Raw genomic sequence first — 7,065 nt, forward strand, 5'->3', positions numbered from 1 at the left:
GATTACAGAGCCATGACCCTGTGGTGGGATGTTTACCCTGGTCTTTATTTGATCAATACATCGTTTTATTGAATCCGGGTTCAAAAGCGTGTTAACCGGGACTTCAATGACCTCAAATCCTGCTTTTTGCAGCAGTGCGATTTTCAGCAGAGTCGAACCATTCCTGGTTTTGAAATCACCACACACGCAATGAGAGGGGCCCTGAATTTCAATAATAATATTGTGATCTGGCAGTAGCAGATCAACCGGAGGTAATGAGTTCAGACTCCTTTCTGCTTCAATCTTTAAAGAAGGAATACATGATTGAAGTTGATCACGGAAGGCGGTTTGAGGTTTTGACATGTTACTCTGGTAATGGGGGACGATCGGACACGCTCTGCCAAGCCAGCTTGCGGCCATGGCAATGATGGATTGTTCATCTCCATTGTTTGGGGCTGCATTTTTCAGGCGAGTAAACAGGGCATCCATGTGCTTTTCAAGCAAGCTGTTTTTATTGGCATTGACATCTGGAGAGAGCCTGGCACAGCATACCAATACTCCCCAGAGAGACATGAATATGTCTTTCTGAGAGAGCTGAGGGTTGCCACTGATTCCGTAGACAAGCGATTCGGACGTGGAGGTAACCACATGTATATAGCTCAATAAGCTGACCCAGTTTCGCCATGGCCAGCAGCAAGGTGGCGATACTCTGTGGTGTAAAATTCTCTTTCTGTGCGTTCACGAAGGGCAATAGCGCGGCCACAGCCGTTATGAGCCCGGTGTCTGCTCCTGCCCATTGTCCACGAGTTTCGCCATGGCCGACATCAGGTTGGTGATTTCCTGTGGTTTAAAGTGAGCTTTCTTTGCGTTCACGTGGGGCAACAGCGCGACTACAGCCACGTTGAACTCTGGTGTTCGCTCCTGCCCGTTGTCCACCAGTTTCGCCATGGCCCACAGCAGGTTGGCGATTTCCTGTGGTGCAAAGTCAGCTTTCTTTGCGTTCACGTGGGGCAAAAGAGCGGCCACGGCCTGTTTGAGTTCTGGTGTCTGGTTCTGCCCGTTGTCCACCAGTTTCGCCATGGCCCACAGCAGGTTGACGATTCCCCGGGCATCGATATCCTCGACTTGAGGTTTTTTGTTGCACTTGAACGTTATTGCATCAAATAGCGTGGACAGTAAAGCAGCTTGAGTGAGCTTAACACGCTGATCCACGGGCTTATGAGGGGTAAAAGCACCTGCTGAAGTCAATGAGTGAAATGTTGTCGTCAGGCTTCGCCAATTCCAGCTCCGTGTGACTGTGAAATTTTGCAGCAAATGCATCAGTTGGCTTTGTTCTGCTCGATTTAACGGTCTTTTAGCAGTTGACGTGTATTTTTTAATTGAACTGGCATATTGACCGTGATTTCTCCCATCATAGCGATGACCGAAACGACCCGATTGACTCACCAGGTCATCCATTATTTCGGGTTGGATGAGCGCATTAAAATGTTGAGCAGGGTTTACTGAACGGCGCAGCAGATATTGAGAAGATAAAGCGGCTAAAAATTCACTGCACCACTGGGCTATGCGGGGGGGATCATCCCATTGTTTGACTGTGGCATGTCCATATCGCCCACACCTTGAAGAAGCGGCATGGTCATTCGGTTGGTTGTAACCATTATCTGATCTTGTGGATTTTCCACTGATACCGGCAGAGCTTCTATTCATAATTATATTTCATTATTTCATGAGAATATAAAAAGTAGACTGCTGTTCTGTTCAGAAGTTCATTTCACTGAAATATTTATAAAACCAATCCGTTATTTTCAAATCATTTTTGCCAACTGCTTATTGCTTTTTTTCTCTTCCTTTTTTTTGGTTTGCCTGTTTGCTTTTCTGAATGCTCTTCGGCGGTTAAGTAACAGTGATCTGAGGATTACCCCCTTTATCGGCGGTAGCGTTTGCCTCATCTGCCCACCCGATTTTATGTGATACAGAGCCATGGCCCTGCGGCGGGATGTCCACTCTGGTCTTTATTTGATCAATATATCGATTTATTGAATCCGGGTTCCAAAGCGATTTAGTCGGGATTTCAATGACCTCAAATCCTGATTTTTGCAGCAGTGCGATTTTCAGCAGAGTCGAACCATTCCTGGTTTTGAAATCACCACTCACGTAATGGGACGGTCCCTGAATTTCAATCACCATGTTGTGCTCTGGCAGTAGCAGGTCAACTGGGGGTAATGAGTTCAGACTCTTTTCTTCTTCAATCTGCAAAGAGGGAATACATGATTGGAGTTGAGCGCGGAAGTCGGCCTGAAGTTTTGAAACGTTTGTCTGGTAATGGGGGACGACCGGACACGGTCTGCCAAGCCAGCTTGCGGCCATGGCAAGAATGGAATGATCCTCTTCATTGTCTGGATATGTGTTTTTCAGGCGAGTAAACAGGTCATCCATGTGTTTTTCAAGGACGTTATTTTTATTGGCATTAGAGTCTAGAGCCAACCTGGCACACAATACCATGACTCCCCAGAGAGACATTAATATGTCTTTCTGAGAGAGCTGAGGGTTGTCACTGATTCGGTAGACAAGTGATTCGAACGTGGCGGTAACCACATGTAGCTCAATAAGCTGATTCAGTTTCGCCATGGCCAGCAGCAAGGTGGCGATACCCTGTGGTGTAAAGTTATCTTTCTCTGCGTTCACGAAGGGCAATAGCGCGGCCACAGCCTTTATGAGCCCTGGTGTCTGCTCCTGCCCGTTGTCCACGAGTTTCGCCATGGCCCACAGAAGGTTGGTGATTTCCTGTGGATTAAAGAGAGCTTTCTGTGCGTTCACGTGGGGCAGTAGCGTGGCCACGGCCGCTTTGAACTCTGGTGTCCGCTCCTGCCCGTTGTCCACCAGTTTCGCCATGGCCCACAGCAGGTTGGCAATGTGCTGAGGAATAAATTGGTCTTTTTGTACTTTCACCCGGGGCAGCAGCGCGACCACCGCCTCATTGAGCTCTGGTGTTCGCTCCTGCCCGTTGTCCGCCAGTTTCGCCATGGCCCACAGCAGGTTGGCGATACCCTGGGCCTTAAAGTGAGCTTTTTGTGCGTTCACGTGGAGTAGCAGCGCGGCTACAGCCTCTTTGAACTCTGGTGTCCGCTCCTGCCCGTTGTCCACCAGTTTCGCCATAGCCCACAGCAGGTTGGCGATTCCCTGAGGAATAAATTGTTTTTTCTGTGCGTTCACGTGGGGCAACAGCGTGGCCACGGCTACTCTGAACTCCGGTGTCCGTTCCTGCCCGTTGTCCAACAGTTTTGCCATGGCCCACAGCAGGTTGGCGACACCCTGGGCATCAATATCCCTGGCTGGAGGTTTTTTGTTGCACTTAAATATTATTGCATCAAGTAGCGTTGACAATAAGGCAGCTTGAGTTCGCTTGACAACTTCATCCATGGGTTTATGAGGGGTAAAAACGCCCGCTGACGTCAATGAATGAAGTGTTGTCGTCAGGCTTCGCCAATTCCAGTGCCGAGTTGCGGTAAAATTTTGCAGGCAACGTATCAGCTGGCTTTGTTCCACTCGATTCAACGGTCTTTTAGAAGCCGATGTGTATTTTTTAATTGAACTGGCATACTGACCGTGATGTCTCCCATCATAGCAATGACCTAAACGATCCGATTTACTCACCAGATCAGCCATTATTTCCTGTTTGATGAGGGCATTAAAATCATTAGTCGTGTTGATGGAACGGCGCAGTAGATTTTGAGAAGGGCATGGGCCTAATGAATGGTAAAATTCATTTGGCCACGGGGTAGAGCGGGGGGGATTATCCCGATGTCTGACTGTACACTGTCTATAACGTCCACGCCTTGAAGCAGCAGCAGAGTCATCCGGCTGGTTGTAATCATTACCTGGTCTTGCGTATTTGCCACTGATACCAGAAGAACTTCTATCCATAATTATATTTCATTAATTCATGAAAATATAAAAAGCAGACTGCTGTTCTGCCCAGAAGTTCATTTTGCAAAAAAGTTTACTTGAGTCATGATGGGAGGAAGGCGATTACTGGCAGCTTGTTTTCTTCCTCTTTGCCGGGTTGGTTTGCTCTGCTAAATGTTCTTCGGCAGTAACGTATGCAGCATCTGTCCACGCTCTTTTAAGTGAAACAGAGTCATGACCCTGTGGCGGGATGCCTATTCTGGTCTTTATTTGATCAATATATGGTTTCATTAAATCTTTGTTCAAAAGCCGGTTAGCCGGGATTTCAATGACCTCAAATCCTGCTTTTTGCAGCAGTGCGATTTTTAGCAGAGTCGAACCGTTCCTGGTTTGGAAATCACCACCCACGTAATGATATGGTCCCTGAATTTCAATCACAATATTGTGATCTGGCAAAAGCAGGTCAACCGGAGGTAATGAGTTCAGACTCTTTTCCTCTTCAATCTTCAAAGATGGAATAGATGATTGGAGTTGATCGTGGAAGTCGGCCTGGGTTTTTGAAATGGTTGTCTGGTAATGGTGAACGACCGGAGCGGCTCTGCCAAGCCAACTTGCGGCCATGAACATGATGAATTGATCCTCTTCATTATCTGGCGAGGTATTTTTCAGGCGAGTCAACAGGTCATCCATGTGCTTTTCAAACACATTATTTTTATTGGCATTGGAGTCTAGAAACAACCTGGCACAGCATACCATGACTCCCCAGAGAGACATCGATATCTCTTCCCGAGAAAACTGCAGGTTCTTACTGATTCGATAGACAAGCGATTCGAACGTAGAGGTAGCCAGGTTCAGCTCAATCAGTTCACCCAGTTTGGCCGTGGCCCACAGCAAGTTGGCAATACCCTGGGTATTGAATTGGTCTTTCTGTGCGTTCACGAGGGGCAACAGCGCGACCACAGCCTCGTTGAGCCCTGGTGTCTGCTTCTGCCCGTTGTCCACCTGTTTCGCCATGGCCCACAACAGGTTGACGATTTCCTGTGGGTTAAAGTTCGCTTTTTGTACGATCACGCAGGGCAACAGCGCGACCACAGCTCCGTTGAGCCCTGGTAACTGTTCCTGCCCGTTGTCCACCTGTTTCGCCATGGCCCACAGCAGGTTGGCGATTTCCTGTGGGTTAAAGTTAGCTTTTTGTACGATCACGCAGGTCAACAGCGCAGCCACGGTTTCGTTGAACTCTGGTGTCTGCTCGTACCTGTTGTCTATCAGTTTCGCCATGGCCCACAGGAGGTTGGCGATATGCTGGGAAATAAATTGGTCTTTTTGTGCATTCACGTAGGGCAACAGAGCGGCCACTGCATCTTTGAGCTCTGCTGTTTTCTCCAGCCCGCTGTCCACCAGCTTCGCCATGGCCCAAAGCAGGTTGGTGATTTCCTGTGGTTTAAAGTCAGCTTTCTGTGCGTTCACTTGGGGCAACAGCACGGCTACGGCCTCGTTGAGACCCGGTGTCCGCTCTAGCCCTTTGTCCAACAGTTTCGCCATGGCCCACAGCAGGTTGGCGATATGTTGAGGAATAAACTGGTCTTTCTGTGCGTTCACGTGGGGTAACAGCGCGACCACGGCCCTGCTGAAATCTGGTGTCCACTCCAGCCCGTTGTCCACCAGTTTCGCCATGGCCCACAGCAGGTTGGCGATAGCCTGAGGAATAAATTGGTCTTGCAGTGCGTTCACGTTGGGCAACAGCGCGGCCACGGCCTCTTTGAGCCCTGGAGTCCGCTCCTGGCCGTTGTTCACCAGTTTCGCCATGGCCCACAGCAGGTTGGCGATATCCCGGGCATTAAATTGGTCTTTCTGTACGTTCACATGGGGCAACAGCACAGCCACAGCCTTGTTGATCTCTGGTGCCCGCTCCTGCCTGTTGTTCACCAGTTTCGCCATGGCCCACAGCAGGTTGGCGATAGCCTGAGGAACAAATTGATCTTTCTGTACGTTTACGTGGGGCAACAACACGGTCACAGCCTCTTTGAGCTCTGCGGTCCGCTCCTGCCCGCTGTCCACCAGTTTCGCCATGGCCCACAGCAGGTTAGCGATTTCCTGAGCACCAATATCCCTGGCTTCAGGTTTTTGGTTGCACTTGAATATTATTGCATCCAGTAGCGTCGATAATAAGGCAGCCTGAGTGAGCTGAACACGCTCATCCATGGGTTTATGAGGGGTAAAAACACCCGCTGAAGTAAATGAGTGAAGTGTTGTCGTCAGGCTTCGCCAATTCCAGCTCCGTGTTGCTGAGAAATTTCGCAGCAAGCGCATCAGCTGGCTTTGTTCTGTTCGATTTAACGGTCTTTTAGCAGCTGACGTGTATTTTTTAATTGAACTGGCATATTGCCCATGATTTCTCCCATCATAGCGATGACCGAAACGACCCGATTTACTCAGCAGATCGTCCATTATTTCCTGTTTGATGAGGGCATTAAAATCTTGAGTCGTGTTGATGGAACGGCGCAGTAGATTTTGAGAAGGGCATGGGCCTAATGAATGGTAAAATTCATTAGGCCACGGGGTAGAGCGGGGGGGATTATCCCGATATCTGACTGTACACTGTCTATAACGTCCACGCCTTGAAGCAGCAGCATAGTCATCCGGCTGTTTGTAATCATTACCTGACCTTGCGTAATTACCACTGATACCAGCATAACTTCTATCCATAATTATATTTCATTAATTCATGAAAATATAAAAAGCAGACTGCTGTTCTGCTCAGAAGTTCATTTTGTAAAAAAGTTTACTTGAGTCATGATGGCAGGAAGGCGATTACTGACGGTTTGTTTTCTGCCTCTTTGCCGGGTTGGCTTGCTCTGCTAAATATTCTTCGGCAGTAACGTATGTAGCACCTGCCCACCTTCTTTTAAGTGATACAGAGCCATGCCCCTGTAGCGGGATGCTTATCCTGGTCTTTATTTGATCAATGTATGGTTTTATTAAATCCTGACTCAAGAGCATGTTACCCGGAATTTCAATGACCTCAAATCCGGATTTTTGCAACAGTGCGATTTTCAGCAGAGTCGAACCGTTCCTGGTATTGAAATCACCACCCACGTAATGAAAGGGTCCCTGAACTTCGATCACTATGTTGTGATCTGGCAGAAGCAGGTCAACCGGAGGTAATGAGTTCAGACTCTT

Annotated in this window: 5 protein-coding genes; all 5 read right to left on the reverse strand. The window is 48.4% G+C overall.

The genetic code is table 11. From position 1 onward, the window contains the following. A partial coding sequence (locus CX664_RS20720; protein WP_146000186.1) for an RAP domain-containing protein occupies positions 1-642 on the reverse strand: 642 nt, incomplete at its 3' end. Positions 643-747: 105 nt separating this feature from the next. Continuing rightward, the gene (locus CX664_RS20725; RefSeq protein ID WP_101748574.1) at positions 748-1,686 is read right to left on the reverse strand and encodes a hypothetical protein; all 939 of its coding nucleotides are present in this window, start codon (positions 1,684-1,686) and stop codon (positions 748-750) included. 186 nt (positions 1,687-1,872) lie between these two features. Further along, entirely contained in the window at positions 1,873-3,903 is a 2,031-nt protein-coding gene (locus tag CX664_RS20730; RefSeq protein WP_101748575.1) for an RAP domain-containing protein, read from the reverse strand. A gap of 105 nt (positions 3,904-4,008) precedes the next feature. Then, positions 4,009-6,591 carry an RAP domain-containing protein gene (locus tag CX664_RS20735; protein ID WP_101748576.1) on the reverse strand — a complete coding sequence of 861 codons (2,583 nt, stop codon included), beginning with the start codon at positions 6,589-6,591 and terminating at the stop codon, positions 4,009-4,011. 105 nt (positions 6,592-6,696) lie between these two features. Next, a partial coding sequence (locus tag CX664_RS20740) for an RAP domain-containing protein (RefSeq protein ID WP_146000187.1) occupies positions 6,697-7,065 on the reverse strand: 369 nt, incomplete at its 5' end.

It is taken from the genome of Endozoicomonas acroporae (assembly GCF_002864045.1).
Taxonomy (GTDB): Bacteria; Pseudomonadota; Gammaproteobacteria; order Pseudomonadales; family Endozoicomonadaceae; genus Endozoicomonas; species Endozoicomonas acroporae.

What these genes read in the sequence shown, in the direction of transcription:
- CX664_RS20725 (WP_101748574.1), bottom strand. Translation starts at nt 1,686, where the DNA reads ATGAATAGAAGCTCTGCCGGTATCAGTGGAAAATCCACAAGATCAGAT.
- CX664_RS20730 (WP_101748575.1), bottom strand. Translation starts at nt 3,903, where the DNA reads ATGGATAGAAGTTCTTCTGGTATCAGTGGCAAATACGCAAGACCAGGT.
- CX664_RS20735 (WP_101748576.1), bottom strand. Translation starts at nt 6,591, where the DNA reads ATGGATAGAAGTTATGCTGGTATCAGTGGTAATTACGCAAGGTCAGGT.